We start from the raw sequence: 21,424 nt of genomic DNA, 5'->3' as shown, positions 1-21,424 counted from the left end.
CGACGATAAATGGCATCGAATGGATAGTTCCAGTAAACGCCGGGCATCAGCGCCGATCGGCTCAAGACCGGCACGCTTGGCGGTTGCGGCCAGGAGAAACAGTTCCCTCTTGAAACCCTACCAGGGCACGACTGCGCCATCGAAGTAGAAGCCGCCCGTTGGACCGTTCTCGTCCAGGGTCGCCAGCCAGACGATTCCGCTTGCCGCCTGTTCAACCGTTCGATAGCCGGAATGCCCGTTGAAGTCCGTGGCCGTGTAGCCGGGATCGGCTGCGTTGACCCGAACGCCGGAGCCCGAAAGCTCCTTCGCGAAGGCCACGGTTACGGCGTTCAGCGCCGACTTCGAGCTGTTGTACCCGAGGAAGTTGACGCCGTAGAACTGGTTTTCGGGATCGGACAGCCAGCCGAGCGAGCCAAGACCACTGCTGACCATGACGATATTGGCACTGTCCGCCTTTCTCAGGAGCGGCAGAAAAGCCTGTGTCACTCTGATCGGTCCGAAGACGTTGGTCTCATAGATCGCGCTGATGTCATCGACCGACTGCTGGGTCGGCGGCACCATCTGGCCCGCAATGCCAGCATTGTTGATCAGAACGTCGAGCTTGCCATCTTCAGCCGCAACCCGCGCTGCGGCTTGCGTGACGGACGCCTCCTCGGTCACATCGATGGAGATCGGCCTGACGATGACGCCTTCGGCGGCAAGCAACCGGGCAGCATCCGCCCCACGTGCGTCGTCACGGGCCCCAAGCCATATGCCATATCCCAGCTTGCCCAGTTGGCGCGCCGTCTCGAAGCCGATGCTCTTGTTCGCACCCGTGATCAATACCGTTTTCTCTTGCATGAAGTCCTCCCTTCGGCGCAGTCCGCCGATATCTCGACAAAGATATCGGTGATGATGGGTCTCGATAACCACCCGAAACCCGCATGGTCTGATCGCCATGGCGAACAATGACGATCCCCTAAGCTTTGACGACCTGTCGGTATTCTCGATATCTGCGATAGCGGCGGTTTTCGTAACACTGCCCGGAAGATCGGGCTGTCGCCCTCGTCGGTCAGCGAAAGGGTCAAGCGCCTGGAGCAGAGCCTCGGCGTTCCCCTGCTGAGGCGCACCACACGAAGCGTCTCACCGACCGATGCGGGACGGGCTCTCGCAGATCGGCTCCTGCCTTTCTACAGGGAAGCGCGCGCCGCTTTGAACGATGCTGCCAGCTCTCATCTGGACGTTCGCGGCCTGCTGAGGCTAAACGTGACGGGCGCCGTGATGGTCGACATCCTTCCCCCGCTCGTGGACCGTTTTCTCGCCGTGCATCCCCGCGTGCGGATGGAGTTCGTGGTCGAGGACAGGCTGGTGGACGCCGTGGCTGCCGGTTGCGATGCGGGCATTCGCTATGGCGAGCATCTCGCTCAAGACATGATCGCAATTCCGATTGGACCGAAGATGCAGCGGACCGCGCTCGCTGCGGCACCGTCCTATCTCGCGCGGTGTGGACATCCGGCGCATCCCGACGATCTCCGCCATCACGATTGCATCCGCCTCAGGTTCTCGAGCGGCGCCTTCGTGCCTTGGGAACTTGAGCAAGAGGGCGCGGCGTTTACCGTCGATCCTCTGGGCCGGCTGATCGTCGGTGTCGACGCGGCCCCGGCCGCAATCGATTTTGCCTGCGCCGGCCATGGCCTCATCTATACATTTGAGAACTGGCTGGAGCCGCATTTCGCGACCGGTGCGCTCACGCCCGTGCTCGCGGACTGGTGGACGCGCTTCGAAGGTCCAAGCCTCTATTTTTCCAGCCGGTTCATGTCCGCGCCCCTGAGGGCATTCGTTGACTTCGTCAAGCGCGATGCCACACCTTGAGCGGTGTCCTTATAGCCATGCCGCCAGAGGTGCTGTCTGTCAGATGTCAGGAGCGAAAGGATGTGAAAGCCGCTCCAGCGGTTAGGGCGCCGCGCGCCGCTGGTCGCTGTGCGATCTTGCTCTGTCAGTCGGTATATCGCGATTGAGTTTCGTGGCGCATGTCGAACAGGTGAAAGGCGAGACGCGAGACGCCGAAGGAATATCTCACGTGCTGGCGCCAAGTCGGCGTGAGCTTGGTTCAAGTCCAAACGGAACCAAGCCGCAAAGTCATCAGGTTTTGGCCGGTGTCACTGACCATTGGGCCCGGGCAGTCGCCACCATCATCGTTCCCGCATGGCTTGCGAGCGCGTCTCCGCGATCGGGTCGAGGAAGTAATCGACAATCCGGCGCTGTCCTGTCGCGATCTCGGCGGTGACGGCCATGCCGGGCGTCATGGCGATCATGCTGCCGTCGATGCTCAGGCTTGTCTGTTTCAGCTTGATCGTGACGGGATATACGAGATTTTGCAGCCGATCGGCCGAGGCGAACATCGCCGGGGCGCTGGCCTGGGTGCCGAGGGATTCGAGGTTGCGGGCCTCGGTTTCGGGCAGGGCGTCCCGGCCGACGCGCGTGACCTCGCCGCGCAATGTGCCGTAACGGGTGAAGGGAAAGGATTCGACCTTGACCATGACAGCCTGTCCCGGATGAACGAAGCCGACATCGCGATTGGCGAGATAGGCCTCGATCTCGAGATCGGCGCCTTCCGGCACGATGCGCATGATTTCCTGGCCCGTGGAGACGACCTGGCCGAGCGTGGTCACCGTCAGTCCGCTGATGGTCCCGGCGATCGGGCTTTTGAGAACGAGATGGTTCAGCCGCAGCCTGTCCCGGGCAAGCGTCTGCTCCAGGCCATCCGCGCGTCGCTGAAGATCGGCCAGCTTCTGTTCGTTGTCAGCGACAAAGGTCGAGAGCTGCCGATCACGCTCGCGCTCGAGCACGGTGATGGCGGCGCTGGTCGAGGCAAGTTGGTTTCGTTGCGTGGTCAGCGCTGTCTGCTGCACCTGCAAAGCCTCGACGGCGTCGATGACCGTCGCACGGCTGGCGCCTGCCGCCATGCTCAGCGACTGTCGCATGTCGACACGCTCGCCCAGCGTCTTCAAGAGGGCCTCCTGCGCGGAAACCGTTTCGCCCAACCGGTCGCGCTCGACGGACTTTTGCGCAAGCTGCGCATCCAGGCTGGCAATGTCGGCGGCAAGCTGGGTGAGATCGCCTGACAGAACCTGCATTTCGCGCAGGCGGATCGCCTCGGGCATGTCCTGCGGCCAGTCGATCGCGGTGTCCAGCGCGATTGGCTTGCTGCGGCCTGCGATGAGCGCGGCGCGGCGGCGCAGCGCCTCGGCGCGGGTGGCAAGGAGTTCGGCTTGCGTGGCGCGCAGTTCGGCCTGGGCGTCGTCGGCTTCCATCTCGACCAAAACGTCGCCGGATTTCACGAGACGGCCGTTCTGCGCGTTCAGGGTCACGACCCTGCCCGTTTCCAGAGGCTGGATCACCTTGACGCGGCCGGTCGGCTGGATCTTGCCCTGCGCCACAGCAATGATCTCGATATGGCCGAACCAGCTCCAGCCGATTGCCGCCAGGGCAAAAGCGGCAATCGACAGGATCAGCGCCAAACGGATCGGGGAGGGAGGCGTCTCCAGGATCTCCAGGTCCGCCGGCAGGAATTCCCGGTCCTCTGGCCGGGGCTTTGGCGCGCGCTCGCCACGGAGAGAGGCGCGCGAGAGGGTGGGGTCGATGGCGTTCATCAGGCAACCGTCCTTTCGCTCTGCAGCGACCAGAGCCGGGCATAGAGGCCGTTCGGCCGGGCGAGCAGCTGATCGTGCGTGCCGGCTTCCACCATGCGCCCATCGATCATGCCGATGATCGCATCGCAATGGCGCACCGCCGCCAGCCTGTGGGCGATGACGAAGACCGTGCGGTTCTTGACGATATCGCGCATATTGTTCTGGATGATGCGTTCGCTCTCGTAATCCAGCGCCGAGGTTGCCTCGTCGAAGATCAGGATCGGCGGATTGCCGGCAAGTGCGCGGGCAATGGCGATGCGCTGGCGCTGGCCGCCCGACAGGTTGCTGCCGCGCTCCTCGATCATGGTGTCGTAGCCCTGGGGCAGGCGGGCGATGAATTCGTCGGCGCCGGCAAGGCGCGCGGCCGCGATCACGCCCGCGCGCGGCATGGCCGGCACGCCGAGCGCGATATTCTCGTGGATCGTCCGGTTCAAAAGCAGGTTTTCCTGCAGGACGACGCCGATATGGCTGCGCAGCCAGACGGGATTGACGTGACGCACGTCGGCGCCGTCGATCAGCACCTGGCCCTCGTCCGCAAGATACATCCGCTGGATCAGCTTGGTCAGCGTGGATTTTCCCGAGCCCGAAGGGCCGACAATGCCGATCACCTGGCCCGGACGAATGGTGAAGGAGAGGCTCTTCAGCACGGGCGGCGCGCTCGGCTGATAGCGGAAGCTGACATGCTTGAACTCCACGAGCCCGCTCGGCGGCGGCAGCTGCTGCATCGGCGGCGCCGGCTCGGGCGGCGTGTCGAGAATATCGCCGACGCGTGCGACCGAGACCATGATCTGCTGAAAATCCTGCCAGAGCTGGCTGAGGCGCAGAACGGGCTGGGCGACCTGGCCGGCGATCATGTTGAAGGCGACGAGCGCACCGACGCTGAGTTCGCCATCGATCACCGCCTTGGCGCCGAAGAGGAGCAGCGCGGCCGACGACAGCTTGTTGAGATATTGCACGGCCTGCTGCGCCTTGGAGGCGAACATGGTGGTGCGGAACGAGGCCCGCACATAGGCCGCCAGCCGCTCCTCCCATTCGCGCGCGATGATCGGCTCGACGGCGGAGGCCTTGATGGTCTCGGCACCGACCACGGTCTCCACGAGGAACTGCTGACTGGCCGCACCGGTGCGGAATTTCTCATCCAGCCGCGCGCGAAAGCCGGGTCCCGAAAGGGCGGCGATCAGCATGTAGAGCGGCACGGTCACCAGAACGATGATCGAGAGCTTCCACGAATAGGCAAAGAGCACGGCCAGGAAGACGAAGGCGAAAACGAAATCGAGCGCCGCGAACAGTCCCTGGCCGGTCAGAAAGGCGCGGATGGTTTCGAGTTCGCGCATGCGCGCTACCGTCTGGCCGGTCGGCCGGCTTTCGAAATAGCCGATCGGCAGCGACAGGAGATGGCGAAACAGCCGGCGGCCGAGTTCGACATCGATGCGGTTGGTCGTATGGTTGAGCGCATAGCTGCGCAGATATTGCATGACCATGTCGAACAGGCCGACGGCGGCCAGGCCCCCGACGAGCACGAACAGCGTCGAATAGCTCTGATGCAGCAGAACCTTGTCGATCACCACCTGGAAAAACAGCGGCGAGATCAGCGCGAAGATCTGCACCAGCAGCGAGGCGACGAGGACATGGGCAAGCGGCCGGCGATACCGCCAGATGGATGGCCAGAACCAGCTGAAGCCGAAGCTGCGCGGATCCTGACCCGGACCGCCCAGTCGCCGCGCGAGCAGGACGACACGGGGCTCCGCCTGCGCCAGCAATGTTTCGGCATCCCATTCCGTTTCGACATGCCGGATCGGATCCACCACCCGCCAAAGCCCGCTTGGCAGCGCACCCGTCAGAACCACGGCTCCGCCATCGCGCAGCGGGAGAATCGCTGGCAATGGAAGGGTCAGGAGCCTGCGCGCCTTCTCCAGAGGAACGATTTTTGCCTTCATCCCCAAGCTCTTTGCGGCCCGAAGCAGATCGATTTGATCCAGCGCACGGCTGCCGAGCGCAAGCTCGCGGCGGATGAGGGCGGGATCGGCGGCAATCCGCCAATAGGCGGCTACACCGCACAGCGACCAGAGCAGGGGATCCTGGTCCCGGCTTTCGGCCGGCATCTCATGATCCCTGTCGCCGTCGTCCTCCTTCGCCGTCAGCGCGACATCGGCGATACGCAACTCAACATTCATGACGCATGTCCAAGCATTCGAAAGGTCGGGAATTTTTTAACGCCTGCGGAAGAGGGCGTTGGGTGTGGTCCGCGAGAGCTCTGCTCAGCATCGCGATCCCTAAGGATGGATGCGACCCTACCATATTAGAACATGCTCGCAAGTGCAGATATGCCGCTTTTCGAAGGATGACGAACGGCTATTCGTGCTTTAAATCTTACAAATTGCCCCGGAAGAGGACCATCTGTCCCATTCTGGCACGCTCCGCAGATCGTCCGTCACACGAGGTGCGCTCACCGGCTTGTTCAAGGCGATTCGAATGAAAGCGGCGGGCCTCGGTTGCTGCCTTCTCGCGTTGCGCGCAATGGTCGCTTTTTCGAAAAGAAGCCCGCAATTTGCTTAGACAGTAAGCGAAATGGTGAAAATTTTTGCCGAAAATGATGAAACAAGTTTCTTGCCCAGCTTATTTGCTCATGCTAATTTTTAGAGAAACAAACATAAGAACGTTTCAATGTTCATGTTGAGGGGCGCAGCCATAGGCTGCTGAAAATCAAGAGTGCGGCTTAACAGCACAGTATGTTTTCCGGATTCCTGCTCGAACTGGAAGCTGTGCTCTGCTGTTCTGACGGCGCTTTGATGGGCTTGCTTGCTCCGCATGTGCTTTGCTGGCGTTCAACAACGCGTAAATCAATGTGTGCAGAGTTTTCATCATGATCATCGGACGCAGATGGCGTAAGCCTGAAATAACTTTACGAGGCGTATCGGATCGCTCCCGCTATATTTCCGGCTTTTCGGGCGGGATGCTTAAATGGCGCCGGTCGTGAGCGTCTCCATTCCCGGCCTGTCGAGACGACAGAGCGCCCCTTAATCGGCCGCTGGATGGATCCGCTGCCGGTACGGGTAGTCTCCATGATCGCGCAACGTAGCGCAGGTGCCGAGCCTGCGTGTCTTCCGCCGCCAATAGGTAAGTTTTGACTTCGGATCGCTGTTCGCGCGCCGAGGTGAGCGCTCGTCTATTTGGTTGTCTTCCAGTTTTCCTTTCGTAATCCGAGGTGCATTGCATGTCTTTTGAGAAGTCTGCCAAGAAGCCGATCGACCTCCGTGCGCCGGATCAGCGCGACGCGTGGACCGATCAGGCGAAGTCGTTCGAGACTGCGGAATACAAGGCGGACTGGGGCCTGGCGGGCATGAATGCCTCCTATGCCTATGCGCTGGGCATGACCGGCAAGGGCGTCAAGCTCGGCGAGGTCGACTCCGGCATCTTCATCGGTCACTCGGAATTTCAAGGCGGACGCATCCATCCGGTCGAGGTCAAAGGCACTTACGGTTCGGATGGCTACCGCTATGAGAAGTGGACCTACGATCCAGCCACCAACAAGTGGTCCTTCATCGAGCCCATCCAGTCCAGCACGTTCAAGGCAGGCCAGGCCTTCGACGTCCCCGGCGCCTATGATCCCAAATATAATGACGAACACGGCACCCATGTCGGCGGCACCATCGCGGCCAACCGCGATGGCAAGGGCATGCACGGGGTGGCCTTCGATGGCGATCTCTACGTCGCCAGTACCGGCGGCACGGACGACATGGCCGATGGGCCGAATAACGACTACACGTATTTCCTCAAGGCTTATGGTGCTGTCGCAGAGGCGGGCGCCCGAGTCATCAACACGTCCTGGGGCCAGGACGGCAGCGGCGCCGACTACAAGTCGGTGCAGGGCCTGATGTCCACCTATGCCATGTATTGGGGGAAAAAGTCCTGGCTCGATGCCGTCGCGGAAACCGTGAAGACATACGGCGAGATCCAGACTTTCGCGGGCGGCAATGATTATGATACCCGCGTGCCGGTCCTGTCGGCAGCCTTGCCCTATATGCGCCCCGATCTGGAAGCCAACTGGATTGCCGTCGGCGCAGAGGCTCCCCCGGACAACCACGAGGACAGCAGCCCCGAAACCGTCGGCTGGCGGCCTTGGCCCAACGAGCCGGGGATTGCGAAATACTGGTCCGTCCTCGCGCCGGGTGAGTCGATTCTCAGTTCGGTTCCGGTCGTAACCGACGGCGGCAACGTGACGTCGGGCTATGACACCTGGGGCGGCACTTCGATGTCGTCGCCGCATGCAACCGGGGCTTTGGGTCTGGTGATGCAGCGCTATGCCTATCTCGACAATCATGGTGCGCGCGACGTGCTTCTGACCACGGCCAAGCATCATGATGCGGTGGAAGGCACGCCTGACGACACGACGGGACTGGCGAAGGACGATGCGCCAAACGACCGCTGGGGCTGGGGCGCGATCGACCTGAAGGCCGCGATGGATGGTCCCGGCCAGTTCCTCGGCGCGTTCAATGTCAACATGACCAAGGACCAGTCCGATACTTGGCACAACTCGATCACCGAGGATGCGCTGATCCAGCGCAAGCGCGAGGACACGGCCGAGCAGGCGGCCTGGCAGCAGACCCTGAAGCAGAAGGGCTGGGACACGGCCCCGCCGACGGCCGCGTCCAGCATCGACGATCAGGTTGCCTATGCCGTCGGCACGGCGCGTGCAACGGCCGCTGCCCAGCGGGTCTATCAGGGCAGCCTGGTCAAGAATGGCGAGGGTACGCTGACGCTCGATGGCGCCGGCAGCACCTATAGCGGCGGCACCTTCCTGAATGGCGGCACGATCGAACTTGGCGCCCAAGATGCTGCCGGAACAGGCACGATCCATTTCGGCAAGGGCGCGCAGACGCTGCAGATCGATCTGGCCGCACTCGACACGGATGACGATAACAGACTCTCTAACGTTATCGACGGTTTCTCCACCGATGGCGACGTAATCGATGTCAGCGGTATCGGCTCTAAAGCAACGCTTGGCTTCAACTACGGAACGGATACACTGACGCTGTCCGATCCCGGTGCGGCCGGCGCGCGCCGCGCGACCCTGACGCTTTCGGGCGACTATGCCGGCAAGTTCTTCACAGCCGCCTCCGATGGCGCTGGCGGCATCAAGGTCGGCCTTGTCAATGCTGTTGCCACCGCGCAGACGCGCGCGCCAGGCCATGCAGCCGAATGGGACAAGTTGGCCGCGACCTATGCCTCCGCCGAGTATTCGGCCGACTGGGGTCTGGCCGGCATGAATGCGTCCTATGCCTATGCGCTTGGTTTCACGGGCAAGGGCGTCAAGCTCGGTGAAGTCGATTCCGGCATTGATATCGACCATCCCGAATTCCAGGGCGGGCGGATTCATCCGCTCGATATCAAGGGAACCTATTATGCGGATGGCTACCGCTATGAAAATGGCGGATGGAGTTTCCAGGATGGCGACTGGCACTGGGTCAGCGAGGGCCCCAAGGAGAGCAGCGCCTACACGGCCGGCGAGAGCTTCGATACACCAGGCATCTATGACGGCCACTATAATGATGCCCATGGCACGCATGTCGGCGGAACGATCGCCGCCAGCCGCGATGGCAAAGGCATGCATGGCGTCGCCTATGAGGCCGATCTCTACGTCGCCAACACCGCCGGCACGGATTCGTCGCTCTACGGTCCGCAAGGCGATTACAACTATTACAAGGCGGCCTATGGCAAGGTGGCCGCATCCGGCGCGCGTGCGATCAACACCTCTTGGGGCACGCCGCCGATCAGCGACAAATATTCCAAGCTTGCCGACCTGACGGCGGCCTATAAGGAGTTTTTCGGCAAGAAGACCCATCTCGATGCCATGGGCGAGGTTTCCAAAGCCACTGGCGTGCTCCAGGTCATCGCGGCGGGCAATGATTCCGCCACCAACCCCGATATCCGCAATTCGCTTCCTTATTTCCGGCCCGATCTCGAAAAATACTGGATCAGCGTCGGCGCCAGCGGATCGTCGGGCAAAGCCGATCCGTCCAATGTCGGGATCGTTGACTTTTCCGATCTTGGCGGCGTCGGCAAATATTGGATGATCTTCGCCCCGGGCGGCGACATCGACAGCACCGTACCGCAAGCCAAGGCCGACGATGTCTGGGATCATGCGGAGTGGGGTGTCGATCCCGACAAGCAGACCGGCTATACCTCCGTCAGCGGCACGTCGATGGCAGCACCGCATGCGACCGGCGCGCTCGGCGTGATCATGCAGCGCTATAGCTATCTGGACAATCAGGGCGCGCGCACCGTGCTCCTGACCACGGCGCAGCACCGTGATGCCGTGGATGGCAAGGCGGACGATACGAAAGGGCTTGCCAAGGACGATGCGCCCAATGCCGTTTGGGGCTGGGGTGCGATCGATCTGAAGGCGGCGATGAATGGTCCGGGCCAGTTCCTCGGCGCATTCAACGTCAACATGACCAAGGCGCAATCCGACGTCTGGAACAATTCGATCACCGAGGATGCGCTGATCCAGCGCAAGCGCGAGGATGCGGTCGAGCAGGCGGCCTGGAAGGCGACGCTGAAGCAGAAGGGCTGGGACAAGCGTCCACCCAATGCCTCGTCCAGCATCGACGACCAGCTTGCCTATGCCGTCGGCACGTCGCGTGCCACGGCGGCCGCACAGCGCGTCTATCAGGGCAGCCTGGTCAAGAACGGCGAGGGCACGCTGACGCTCAACGGCGCCGGCAGCACCTATAGCGGCGGCACCTTCCTCAATGGCGGCACGCTCGAACTCGGCGCGCAAGGTGCGGCCGGGACCGGCGCGATCCATTTCGGCAAGGGCGCGCAGACGCTGCAGATCGATCAGGCGGCACTGGGCGCCGATGCTGGTCACAGTCTATGCAACCTCATCGACGGCTTTGCCGCCGACGGCGACGTGATCGATCTGGCCGGTATCGGCTCAAACGCGTTTGCCTTCTTCGATGACTTCTCCGATACGCTCGAAGTGATCGATCCGACCAAGCACGGTGCCTGCGTCGCCACGCTCAAGCTCTCCGGCGACTACACGGGAGACTTCTTCCAGACCGCATCGGATGGCAAGGGTGGGCTCAAGATCAGCCTGTTCGATCCGGCTGCCGACCTTATCGCCGACTGGGCCAAGCACAAGCCGCACCATTATGCCTTCAATCAGGCGGATATCGGTCTTGGCAGCCTGATTTCCGGCAAGAACGCGCGCGCGGATGCGTTCCATTCCGGGCTCGAACACACGGCTTGGGCCAGCCGCAATAGCGACAGCCACAAATGGTTTGCGGCTTCGCCCCTGCATCACGCAGCATGAGCCGATGCGGCGCAGATGTGACGCCGCATCGCTAATACCCTGAGGGTGTGGACCGTGTTTTACCCCTACACGGTCCGCATCGTCTAAAGCGCGTTGCGAGCTTTCAGATTCGCTCCTGACGCTTTATGCCTTTATTTTGTCACATGTCGCGCAAAACCGCTGCACGGTTTTGCGCGACATGCTTTAGAGCATAATCCGACCGGAGTAAAACGAGGATCGATAAGATTCTGCTTCAAAATAAGGAGCTTAGAGCGCCGATCTGATTCAATCAGATCGAACTGCTCTCCAGGCTTGGCCTGTGTGGCGGCCAATGGAGAAACGGGCCGTCGTCAAACCAAGCTTTCTGCCGCCTCCCAGCCGATGGCGCGGCTCAGGAAGGCGAGGCCGAGCGTGGCGAAGGTGGCGGCCTCGCGGTTGTTGCGCCCCGCGCCGTGGCCACCGCCCTCCTGTTCGAAAAGATAGGCCAGATAGCCCATCGCCTGCAGCTTCGCCGCCATCTTGCGGGCATGGCCCGGGTGCACGCGGTCGTCGCGTCGGGTCGTGGCGATCAGGATCGGCGGATAGGCTTTGCCCGGCTCGGCCGTATGATAGGCGGAGATATGCTGGAGAAAGGCCCAGTCCTCCGGCCGGTCGGGGTCGCCATATTCGGCGATCCAGCTCGCGCCGGCCAGCAGGCGATGATAACGCCGCATGTCGATCAGCGGCACGGTGCACAGCAGCGCGCCGAAACGTTCGGGATAGCGTACCAGCATATTGGCAATCAAAAGCCCGCCATTCGAGCCGCCTTCGGCCGCGATGCGCTCGGGACGGGAGACGCCGCGACGCACGAGATCGGCAGCGACGGCCGCGAAATCGTCATGAGAGCGCGCCTTCTTCTCCCGGCGGCCCGCCTCGTGCCACCAGGGGCCGAACTCGCCACCACCGCGAATATTGGCCACCACGGTGGTGCCGCCCTTTTCCAGCCAGAGACGCCCATGGGTCACCGAATAGCCCGGCATGTTCGAAACCATGAAGCCGCCATAGCCCGACAGATGGACCGGCGCCTCGCCCGTTTCGCCCGGCGGCCCGGCCTGGATATAGGGGATGCGCTCGCCATCCACCGAGACTGCTTCGTGGCGCGTGACGACAAGCCCATCAGATCCGAACAGCGTCGGCGCTTGCCTGAGAATCTGCGGCGTGCCGAGATCCGGCTGGATCTCATAAAGAGCAGGCGGTGTGACCGGATCGGCGCTATAGGCGATCAGATCGCCCTTGTCCTCCAGATCGCTGTCGTCGAGCCGCCAGATCTCCGCCACCCCGAGCTCCGGTAGCCCGTGGATCTCGGTCGTCGACCAATCGTCGCGTGGATCAAATGCGATGAAGCGGGCATGCAGGTCATCGCGGAGTGATAGAATGAGCCGTCCGTTCGACCAGAAGAAGCCCTGTATGGCGCGACGCGGCGTGGGCTGGAACAGCAGCCGGAAGTCGCGGCCGCCTGCCAGAAACGCATCGAGACCAAGGCCCAGCAGGCAACCGGAAGGATAGGTTCGGCCAGCGACCTGCCAATCGGTGCGAGGCGTCAGGACAACAAAGTCGTCATTCCACTCGATGCTCACGTCCGTCGGACGATCGATCTTCTGCTTCGGCCCCGTGCGGTCGCCGATATGTACGACCACGTCGTAAAAGCCGAGCTGTTCGCCGAAGATGCACCATTCGACCCCGTGCCGGTGATGGACCTGGGCATAGACACTCATGCTGCTCGCCGCGCCTTCGAACAGGATGGGCGCTGAAAGCGGATCGGCTCCGCGACGCCACAGACGCACCGTGCGTGCATAGCCTGAGCTCGTCGCCATGCCCTCGCCGAGCGGGCTTCGCAGGAGCACGGTGTCGCGATCGAGCCAGGACACCTGGCTCTTGCCTTCCGACAGATTGAAGCCATCGGCGACGAAGCGCTTCGTCTCCAGATCGAATTCACGCAGGGTGACCGCATCGCTGCCGCCGCGCGACAGGCGCAGGATCGCGCGGTCATGATCGGGCGCGCGCGAATGCGAGCCGCCCCACACCCAGTCCTGCCCCTCTTCGGCTGCAAGCGCGTCGAGATCGAGCAGCACGTCCCAGTCCGGCTCGCCGCTACGATAGCGTTCAGGCGTCGTGCGGCGAAAGAGCCCGCGCGGATGGTCGGCGTCGCGCCAGAAATTATAGAGAAGCCCGCCGCGCCGGGTGATGAACGGAATGCGATCCGGCCGATCCAGTGCCTCGGTCAGAGCGTCGCGATCGGCCTCGAAGCGGGGATCGGCAAAGGCGTCCAGCGTCTTTGCGGTTTGCGCAGCGACATAGTCGAGCGCGCGGGTGCCTTCGATCTCCTCCAGCCAGAGCCAGGGATCGTCATCGGGTGCGGCAAGCGTCGGGCGCGGATCGGCTTTGGTCAGCATATGGCGAACTCCTTGGGCAGGGCTGTATCATCGCAGGATTGGACCTTGCCCCAGTCCGCTCGTCGATGCCAAGAGATCATGGCGTCTGGCTTTTGCAACGCAGCCTACTGCCGGCCTTCTGGCCGCGATCTTATGTGCGATTTTCGGTGACGGGCGTGCGAAAGGACAGCGGGCAGGCGATATTGTGCAGAGAAGGCGGCCGCGCTACACTTCGCTGACTTCGAAGCGCCTGCGAGATCTGCGGCTTTTAGAGGTTCGCACGGTCTGATGACCGTATCCCAACCGTTCTTCCGCTGCCGTGCTTGGCAGGATGCCTTGGCACAGAGGCCGCATTGACGTCACAGCCATACGAACCGACCCTGCTTTTCCGCTGCTTCGGCTTGCGCCAGGCGCCATGCCTATCGATTGCGCCGCTGGCGCAGGCTCTGCTGGCCTCGGCGCATCTGCACGTGTCGCTTGGTGGGAGAGCCGACTGTCCGATCGTCATCGCGCCGCAGCCGGCCTATCTGATGATGGCCTATCGTCAGGATGCCTGGCATTGCGATGTGGCCGCCGATGGGACGCGAGCGCCGGTGAGGCTTTATCCTCGCGGCTCGATTTGTCTAGTCGACCTGCGCGAAGGCGCCTCGATCATCCTTCACAGCGATCTGGATGCCATGGCCTTCATTATCCCCGAAAGCCTTCTGGACGAGATCGCGGATTTCGCCGGCGAGCCGGCCGCACCCTTGCTATGCCAGCGCGGCCAGCCCGATACCGTGATTGCCTGCCTCGTCATGGCCTGGGCATCGCTGATGCAGGCGGCAACGCGGTCGGATGCAGTTCTGCGCCATACGGCTCGGGCGATCTGCCTGCATCTCGTTCACGCCTATGGCCCGGCGATGGCGGCTGCAGAGGTCGGCGCCGGGCAGATCGGGCGTCAGCCGACACGTCATTGAGAGCAGGGGTTTTTCACGTCTCGAACACAACCAGTAAACGCCTGCCGCGATCGCAGAGGTGGATTTGGCCCCGGGCCGAGTGCATCTGTGTTTGTTTGAGGTTACATTTAGTTCACACGCCGCTTTGGCGGCCATGGTGAAGACTGGGGTGAGACCATGGGTGAGAGCAATGCGTCGGCACCGCAGCGTCAGGTGCTGACTGCAGCGGGCATCGGCATCATCCGGCTGCGCCATGATGGCGGCGCCCTGGAAAGAACGCCGCCCAGCCGGCCGGCCGATTCCGTTCACGTCATCACCCAGCTGTCCGATTTTCCCTTTCATCGGCTCTGGCGCGAGGGGCGCCTCGTCTTCGAAGGCGGGCACGGCAAGGGGACGCTGGCGATCACCGATCTTCACGATGCCTGGCAGTGTCATCATCTCTCGCCGTTCGACAATATCCGTTTCGACATTCCGCTGGCGCAGCTGCGCAGCTTTGCCGAAGAGATCGGCCGGCCTAACCTGACGCGGCTGGAACCCGTGGCCAGCGCGCAGGATCCCGTCACACTCGGACTTGCCCAGGCGCTTCTGCCGTCGCTGGAGCGGCCGGAGGAGGCGAGCCCGCTGTTCCTGGAGCAGGTGGTGCTGGCGCTTTTAACCCATCTCGCCCAAACCTATGGTGGCTTGCCGGCTGCCGCTCAGGGAAAAGGCACGCTCGCTGCCTGGCAGCAGAAGCGGGCAACCGAATTTCTGGTCGCCCATCTGGCCACGCCATTTTCGGTGGCCGAGCTCGCGGAAGCCTGCGGCCTCTCGCGCAATCATTTCATCAAGGCGTTCAAGGACACGTTCGAGCGCACGCCCTATCGATGGTTGACGGATTATCGTCTCACCCGAGCGCGCGAACTTCTGCTGACGGAGACGCCCATTGCCGAAATCGCCGTGATCTGCGGCTTTTCGGATCAAAGCCATATGACCCGCGTCTTTTCTGGCGCGATGGGCCTTTCGCCCGGCCAATGGCGTCGTCAGCGCCGCGCATAAGCGCGATCGGGCGTTTTCGACAACCTGTTGCCATCCGCGCCTTCGCGGTTCGATTGTTCAAAACGCCCGACTTCCCGACAAGAATTCCCTCCGCCGGCCATTAAAGATGCGCCCCGACACCACTCAAATGGAGGGACAGATGACCGTCAACGCCACCCCGATTCCCGGTCCGCTGTTGATTTCGCCCGATGATCACGCCCTGATCATGATCGATTTCCAGTCACAGATGTCGTTTGCCACCAAGTCGATCGACGCGGTGAACCTGCGCAACAATGCCGCGCTTGTCGCCAATGGCGCGAAGGGCTTCGGCGTGCCCACCATTTTGACGACGGTCGCGGAGAAGACCTTTTCCGGGCCGATGTTCAACGAGATCACCGATGCCTTCCCCGGCCAGCCGTTGCTCGATCGCACCTCGATGAACACCTGGGAAGATGCCGCCGTGATCGACGAGGTCAACCGCATCGGCCGCAAGCGCCTGGTCTTCTGCGGTCTATGGACCTCCGTCTGCATCGTCGGCCCTACGCTGTCCGCGCTCGATCAGGGCTTCGAGACCTATGTGATCGCCGATGCCTGCGGCGATATTTCCGAGGAAGCGCATGAGCGGGCCATGGAGCGCATGGTCCAGGCGGGCGTGCGCCCGATGACCTCGCTGCAATATCTGCTGGAACTGCAGCGCGACTGGGCCCGCACCGGCACCTATGAGATGACCACCGGCATCGCCCGAAAGTTCGGCGGCGCTTACGGTCTGGGAATTATCTACGCCAAGACCATGTTCGGCGCCTCCGAGGGCCATTGAGCGAACGCCAATGAGGCCGGCGTCGGCACAATCCGCCGGGCCGGCGCTGTCTCCCGCTGTGAATCGACAAGGAGGAATGGGGCATGAGTGACAAGTCGCAGGATGGTGTAACCGTGGTTCTCGTCCATGGCGCTTGGGCGGATGCCTCTAGCTGGCGGGCGGTGATCGCGCGCCTGCAGGCTAAAGGCGTGAATGTTCTCGCCGTGCAAAATCCGACCAGTTCGCTCGCCGACGATGTCGAGGCCGTGCGCCGGGTTCTGGCCCGCGTGGAAGGCCCGGTGGTGCTGGTCGGCCATAGCTGGGGCGGTACGGTGATCACCGAGGCCGGGGCGGATGCGAAGGTAAAAGCGCTTGTCTACATCGCAGCCTTTGCGCCCGATGTCGGCCAGTCCACCGGCGATCAGGTGGCCGCTCATCCTGCACCACCGGGGCTGGCGGAGGTTAGCCAGGACTCGTTCGGTCAATATTGGATGAGCGCCAAAGGCTGGACCGAATGCGTGGCGCAGGATTTGCCACAAGAGGACGCGCTGGTGCTCTGGGCAAGCCAGCCGCCGCTTGGGGGACAGACCTTCTCTGACAAGGTGAGCAAAGCCGCCTGGAAGGACCGGCCTGTCTGGTACGTGCTGTGCAGCGAGGACCGCGCCGTCAGCACGGCGCTGCAGCGCCAACTGGTCGAGAGGCTGAACGCGCGCGCAACCGAGATCGCGTCCAGCCATCTGCCGCTGCTTTCGCATCCCGACGCGGTGGTCGAGGTGCTGCTGGACGCGGTCGCCGCTGTTGCCGCCGGCTGAAACAACGGATCGGCGGGGACGGAAACACCCTCTCCGCCGACTGCCGCAGAACCCTGCCAGAACGAGAAAGCTGTCATGAAACTCTATCTCTACTCGCTTGGCGCGGGCTTGATCGTCGGGCTGATCTACAGCCTGCTGAATGTTCGCTCGCCCGCGCCGCCCGTCGTCGCGCTGGTGGGTCTGCTCGGCATTCTCCTCGGGGAGCAGATCCTGCCGCTCGCCAGAACTCTGATGAACCGCGATCCCGTCGCGGTCTCCTGGCGCCACCATGTGAAGCCGCATGTCTTCGGCCATCTGCCCAAGGGCGAAAAGCCGGATCAGGGGACGCCCTCCTGATGCCGAACCACGATCGGCCTGCCGAGCAAGCCCGACAGGCCGGATAGGGCTATCCGGAACACGCCATTCAAGGAGGTCATCCCATGACCGCTGACATCATCCTGCGCAACGGGCGCTTCACCACGCTCGACCGCGCCAATCCGCAGGCCGAAGCCGTGGCAATTGCCGATGGCGCATTCCTTGCCGTGGGGCGGGAGGCGGACATCATGGTCCATACCGGTCCGGCCACGCGGATCATCGACCTCAAGGGCCGCCGCGTTCTGCCGGGGCTTTGCGACAACCACACGCATGTGATCCGTGGCGGGCTGAATTTCAACATGGAGCTGCGCTGGGACGGCGTGCGCTCGCTGGCCGATGCGATGGACATGCTCAAGCGTCAGGTGGCCATCACCCCGCCGCCGCAATGGGTGCGGGTTGTCGGCGGCTTCACCGAGCATCAATTCGCCGAGACGCGCCTGCCGACGCTCGACGAGATCAATGCCGTGGCGCCCGATACACCCGTCTTCCTGCTGCATCTCTATGACCGCGCGCTGCTCAACGGCGCCGCGCTGCGCGCTGTCGGCTACACCCGCGACACGCCCAATCCGCCCGGCGGCGAGATCCAGCGCGACAGCGCGGGCAATCCCACTGGCATGCTGATCGCCCGCCCGAACGCCGGCCTGCTCTATGCTACGCTCGCCAAGGGGCCGAAGCTGCCCTTCGACTATCAGGTCAATTCCACCCGCCATTTCATGCGCGAGCTCAACCGGCTCGGCGTCACCAGCGTCATCGATGCCGGTGGCGGCTTCCAGAACTATCCCGACGACTATGCCGTGATCGAGAAACTGGCCGCCGAAGGCCAGATGACCGTGCGTCTCGCCTATAATCTCTTCACCCAGAAGCCGAAGGAGGAAAAGGACGACTTCCTCAAATGGACGGCCTCGGTCACTTACAAGCAGGGCGACGACTATTTCCGCCACAATGGCGCGGGCGAGATGCTGGTCTTCTCCGCTGCGGACTTCGAAGACTTCCGCGAGCCCAGGCCCGACATGCCGCCTGAGATGGAGGCCGATCTGGAGGGCGTGGTGCGCATCCTTGCCGAAAACCGCTGGCCCTGGCGGCTGCACGCCACCTATGACGAGACGATCTCGCGTGCGCTCGATGTCTTCGAGAAGGTCGACCGGGACATCCCGCTTGCCGGGCTCAACTGGTTCTTCGACCATGCCGAGACCATTTCCGAGCGCTCGATCGACCGCATCGCCGAACTTGGCGGCGGCATCGCCGTGCAGCACCGCATGGCCTATCAGGGCGAATATTTCGTCGAGCGCTATGGCCTTCGAGCGGCCGAAGCCACACCGCCGGTGGCGCGCATGCTGGAAAAGGGCGTGCCCGTTTCCGCAGGCACGGACGCCACCCGCGTCGCCTCCTATAATCCTTGGGTTTCGCTCGCCTGGATGATCACGGGCAAGACCGTCGGCGGCCTCTCGCTCTATCCCCGCGCCAATTGCCTGGACCGGGAAACGGCGCTGAGAATGTGGACGGAGCACGTCGCCTGGTTTTCCAATGAAGTCGGCCGCAAGGGTCGTATCGCGGCAGGGCAGCTGGCGGATCTCATCGTGCCGGACATGGATTTCTTCGCCTGCGCCGAGGATGAGATTTCCTTCCTGACCTCCGATCTCACCATGGTCGGCGGGCGTGTCGTCTATGGCGCCGGCGATTTTGCTGCGCTGGATGACAATCCGCTGCCGCCTGCGATGCCGGACTGGTCGCCGGTCAATCGCTTCGGTGGCTATGCCGCCTGGGGCGAGCCGGAGGGCGCCGGCCGCCAGTCGCTGCGGCGAAAGGCCATTGCCGGCTGTGGCTGTGCGCAGAGCTGCGGCGTTCATGGCCACGACCATGCGGCCGCCTGGGGCTCGAGCCTGCCGGTCGGCGATCTCAAGGGCTTCTTCGGCGCGCTCGGCTGCGCCTGCTGGGCGGTGTGATCCATGATCCACCGCACGCTCACGCCCCCTCGGCCGCTCGCCGGCCTGCTGGCCTCGCCCCTCCTGACCTTCCTCGCCCTCCTAGGGCTATGCTCGGCCTATCTGCAGGGCGCGCTCACCAAGCTCTTCGACTTTAACGGCGCGCTGGCGGAGATGGCCCATTTCGGCTTGCAGCCGGCGCCGCTCTTTGCCGTCGGCGTCATCGCCTTCGAGCTGGCCATGTCAGCGCTGGTGCTGTCGGGCGTCCTGCGCTGGCTCGGTGCCTTGGCGCTCGCTGGCTTCACGCTCCTCGCCACCTTTCTCGCCTTCCGCTTCTGGGAGCTGCCCGTGGGCATGGAGCGCATGATGATGGCGAACGGCTTCTTCGAACATCTCGGTCTGGTCGGTGCCTTCGTCCTGGTGGCGATTGCCGATCGCGCGAAGGCGGGGAACCGGCCATGAGCGCTGCGCCCAATTCAACGCCGCCGGCAAGCGCCCCATCCCCCGGCAGCCTGGGTCCGCTGCGCCAGCCGGTCTTTGCGGTGCTCTGGGCTGCCACGGTGCTTGGCAATACCGGCAGCTTCATGCGCGATGTCGCCAGCGCCTGGCTGATGACCGATCTGTCGGCCGCACCGGCTGCCGTGGCGCTGGTCCAGGCGGCCGGCACACTGCCGATCTTCCTGCTCGCCATTCCCGCCGGCGTGCTCTCGGATATTCTCGACCGTCGCAAATTTCTGATTGCCGTCCAGATCCTGCTCGGTTCCGTCAGCATCACGCTGATGCTCTTGTCGATAAGCGGGTTGATGTCGGTCAGCGCGCTGATCGCGCTCACCTTCCTCGGCGGCGTCGGCGCGGCGCTGATGGGGCCGACCTGGCAGGCCATCGTGCCGGAACTGGTCGATCGCGGCGAGGTGAAGGCGGCGGTGGCCCTGAATTCGCTTGGGATCAACATTGCCCGCTCGATCGGCCCGGCTGCCGGCGGTCTACTTTTGGCAAGCTTCGGCGCGGCAGTCACCTATGGGGCCGATGTCGCGAGCTATGTCGCCGTCATCGCTGCCTTGCTCTGGTGGCCCCGGCCGAAGAATGCGGACGATGCGCTCTCGGAAGGCTTCTTCGGCGCCTTCCGCGCCGGCATGCGCTATGCCCGCGCCAGCAGGCCGCTGCACCGCGTGCTGATCCGCGCTGCGATCTTCTTCGCCTTTTCCAGTGCCATCTGGGCGCTCCTTCCGCTGGTGGCCCGGAACCAGTTGCAGGGCGATGCCGGCTTCTACGGCATCCTGCTCGGCGCGGTCGGTGCCGGGGCGATCGGCGGCGCGCTCGTCATGCCGCGCCTGCGCGCCCGCGTCGATGCCGATGGCCTGCTGCTCGGCGCGGCGCTGGTGGCGGCTGTGGTCATGGCGGCACTGACCTTCTCGCCGCCCAAGGCGCTAGCGGTCGTGCTGCTGCTATTTCTCGGCGCCTCCTGGATCACCGCACTCACCACGCTCAATGGCGCCGCCCAGGCCATTCTGCCCAATTGGGTGCGCGGGCGCGGCCTTGCCGTCTATCTCACGGTGTTCAACGGCGCGATGACCGCCGGCAGCCTCGGCTGGGGTGCGGTGGGGCAGGCGGCCGGCGTGCCGGCGACGCTTCTGATCGGTGCTGCCGCTCTCACCCTTGCCGCCCTCTTCATGCACCGGGTGAAGTTGCCGCAGGGCGAGGCCGATCTCGTGCCCTCGAACCATTGGCCCGAACCGCTGGTGGCCGATCCTGTCGCCCATGATCGCGGCCCGGTGATCATCCTGATCGAATATCGCGTGCCACGCGACCGGCGCGGCCCGTTCTTGGAGGCGCTCAATCGCTTCTCGGAAGAGCGGCGGCGCGACGGGGCCTATGGCTGGAGCGTGACCGAAGACGCCGCCGATCCCGAGGTGATGGTCGAGTGGTTCATGGTCGAATCCTGGGCCGAGCATCTACGCCAGCACCGGCGTGTGTCCAAGGCCGATGCCGATCTCCAGGCAGAGGTTTTGGCCCATCACACCGGCACGCAAAGCCCCGTCGTGCGGCATCTTCTGGCCATCGATCGGCCTGGCAAGATGCGCGGCGAGACATGACCATGATAGCCTCTCTTCAAGGACACGCCATGACCGATGATCCGGCCAGCCTCACCCGCCGCAACCTTCTGATCGCCAGCGCCGCTTTCACGGCCGGCGCGGTCTTTCCAGCTTCGGTTTCA

14 protein-coding genes and 1 pseudogene are annotated in these 21,424 nt (G+C 63.4%); 11 read left to right on the top strand and 4 right to left on the bottom strand.

Annotated elements, in window-relative coordinates:
• Positions 1 to 117: 117 nt before the first annotated feature.
• The gene (locus BMX61_RS21600; protein WP_075625458.1) at positions 118 to 840 is read right to left on the bottom strand and encodes an SDR family oxidoreductase; all 723 of its coding nucleotides are present in this window, start codon (positions 838 to 840) and stop codon (positions 118 to 120) included.
• Positions 841 to 981: 141 nt separating this feature from the next.
• Here BMX61_RS21600 and BMX61_RS25420 point away from each other — a divergent pair.
• Both BMX61_RS25420 and BMX61_RS21595 read left to right on the top strand, forming a co-directional pair.
• Positions 982 to 1,083 (top strand): annotated as a pseudogene (locus tag BMX61_RS25420) (helix-turn-helix domain-containing protein); the annotation flags it as partial.
• A gap of 162 nt (positions 1,084 to 1,245) precedes the next feature.
• Positions 1,246 to 1,851: a LysR substrate-binding domain-containing protein gene (locus BMX61_RS21595; RefSeq protein WP_327216421.1), complete on the top strand. Its 606-nt coding sequence runs from the start codon at positions 1,246 to 1,248 to the stop codon at positions 1,849 to 1,851.
• Between the two features lie 320 nt (positions 1,852 to 2,171).
• On the opposite strand, the gene BMX61_RS21590 is transcribed toward BMX61_RS21595, so the two are convergent.
• Together BMX61_RS21590 and BMX61_RS21585 are read right to left on the bottom strand one after the other, a co-directional pair.
• A complete protein-coding gene (locus BMX61_RS21590) occupies positions 2,172 to 3,632 on the bottom strand; it encodes an HlyD family type I secretion periplasmic adaptor subunit (RefSeq protein ID WP_075625460.1) in 1,461 nt (486 codons plus the stop codon).
• Complete coding sequence (locus tag BMX61_RS21585) at positions 3,632 to 5,773, bottom strand: type I secretion system permease/ATPase (protein WP_075625511.1); 2,142 nt, start codon at positions 5,771 to 5,773, stop codon at positions 3,632 to 3,634. Before BMX61_RS21585 ends, BMX61_RS21590 begins: the two co-directional genes overlap by 1 nt.
• A 1,112-nt stretch (positions 5,774 to 6,885) precedes the next feature.
• Here BMX61_RS21585 and BMX61_RS25200 point away from each other — a divergent pair.
• Positions 6,886 to 10,986 carry a S8 family serine peptidase gene (locus tag BMX61_RS25200; RefSeq protein WP_075625461.1) on the top strand — a complete coding sequence of 1,367 codons (4,101 nt, stop codon included), beginning with the start codon at positions 6,886 to 6,888 and terminating at the stop codon, positions 10,984 to 10,986.
• Positions 10,987 to 11,315: 329 nt separating this feature from the next.
• Here BMX61_RS25200 and BMX61_RS21575 read toward each other — a convergent pair whose 3' ends face one another.
• Positions 11,316 to 13,397: a prolyl oligopeptidase family serine peptidase gene (locus BMX61_RS21575; protein ID WP_075625462.1), complete on the bottom strand. Its 2,082-nt coding sequence runs from the start codon at positions 13,395 to 13,397 to the stop codon at positions 11,316 to 11,318.
• Positions 13,398 to 13,729: 332 nt separating this feature from the next.
• On the opposite strand from BMX61_RS21575, the gene BMX61_RS21570 reads away from it, so the two are divergent.
• From BMX61_RS21570 to BMX61_RS21535, 8 genes are all read left to right on the top strand, one after another.
• Positions 13,730 to 14,332, top strand: a complete 603-nt coding sequence (locus BMX61_RS21570) for a hypothetical protein (RefSeq protein WP_075625463.1) — start codon at positions 13,730 to 13,732, stop codon at positions 14,330 to 14,332.
• 156 nt (positions 14,333 to 14,488) lie between these two features.
• Positions 14,489 to 15,346 carry an AraC family transcriptional regulator gene (locus BMX61_RS21565; protein WP_083639181.1) on the top strand — a complete coding sequence of 286 codons (858 nt, stop codon included), beginning with the start codon at positions 14,489 to 14,491 and terminating at the stop codon, positions 15,344 to 15,346.
• A gap of 139 nt (positions 15,347 to 15,485) precedes the next feature.
• Positions 15,486 to 16,142 carry a hydrolase gene (locus tag BMX61_RS21560; RefSeq protein WP_075625513.1) on the top strand — a complete coding sequence of 219 codons (657 nt, stop codon included), beginning with the start codon at positions 15,486 to 15,488 and terminating at the stop codon, positions 16,140 to 16,142.
• 83 nt (positions 16,143 to 16,225) lie between these two features.
• Positions 16,226 to 16,933 (top strand): alpha/beta fold hydrolase, encoded by a 708-nt coding sequence (locus BMX61_RS21555; RefSeq protein WP_083639182.1) that lies wholly within the window; start codon positions 16,226 to 16,228, stop codon positions 16,931 to 16,933.
• A 75-nt stretch (positions 16,934 to 17,008) separates the two neighbouring features.
• Entirely contained in the window at positions 17,009 to 17,269 is a 261-nt protein-coding gene (locus tag BMX61_RS21550) for a XapX domain-containing protein (RefSeq protein WP_075625464.1), read from the top strand.
• Between the two features lie 83 nt (positions 17,270 to 17,352).
• Positions 17,353 to 19,230: an amidohydrolase gene (locus BMX61_RS21545; RefSeq protein ID WP_075625465.1), complete on the top strand. Its 1,878-nt coding sequence runs from the start codon at positions 17,353 to 17,355 to the stop codon at positions 19,228 to 19,230.
• Between the two features lie 3 nt (positions 19,231 to 19,233).
• A complete protein-coding gene (locus BMX61_RS21540; RefSeq protein ID WP_075625466.1) occupies positions 19,234 to 19,671 on the top strand; it encodes a DoxX family protein in 438 nt (145 codons plus the stop codon).
• Positions 19,668 to 21,302 (top strand): MFS transporter, encoded by a 1,635-nt coding sequence (locus BMX61_RS21535; protein ID WP_075625467.1) that lies wholly within the window; start codon positions 19,668 to 19,670, stop codon positions 21,300 to 21,302. Before BMX61_RS21540 ends, BMX61_RS21535 begins: the two co-directional genes overlap by 4 nt.
• Positions 21,303 to 21,424: the final 122 nt, after the last annotated feature.

The organism is Xaviernesmea oryzae, assembly GCF_900109605.1.
Taxonomy (GTDB): domain Bacteria; phylum Pseudomonadota; class Alphaproteobacteria; order Rhizobiales; family Rhizobiaceae; genus Xaviernesmea; species Xaviernesmea oryzae.
The sequence above is the reverse complement of the archived record's forward strand: the minus strand, read 5'-3'. Positions and strand labels throughout refer to the sequence as shown.